We start from the raw sequence: 242 nt of genomic DNA, 5'->3' as shown, positions 1-242 counted from the left end.
CTGTGGGCGCTCAGTGGTGCCCGGTCGTTCCCGGTCTGGGTGTCCCACGAGCACCAGGTGTCGGTGCAGACCGCCCGAGCCCAGGTCCGCCTGGGCCGGGCCCTGCGGGACCACCTGCCCGCCACCGGCGCGGCCGCCGCGACCGGGGCGATCACCGTCGAGCAGGCGCAGCTGCTGGCCACGTTGACGCCCACCACGGCGCAGCGCCGCCAGGTGCTGGCGGACCCGGCGCACGAGTGCAA

At 76.4% G+C, this 242-nt stretch carries 1 protein-coding gene; it reads left to right on the top strand.

Going from position 1 to position 242, the window contains the following annotated elements; all coding sequences use genetic code 11:
- Window positions 1–242 (top strand): DUF222 domain-containing protein (locus Q0840_RS18995; RefSeq protein WP_298462750.1); only part of this gene is annotated, 242 nt, incomplete at both ends.

This window comes from uncultured Cellulomonas sp. (assembly GCF_947494015.1).
Lineage (GTDB): Bacteria > Actinomycetota > Actinomycetes > Actinomycetales > Cellulomonadaceae > Pengzhenrongella.
Note: the sequence above shows the minus strand (reverse complement) of the source record. Positions and strands in the feature narration are given on the sequence as shown.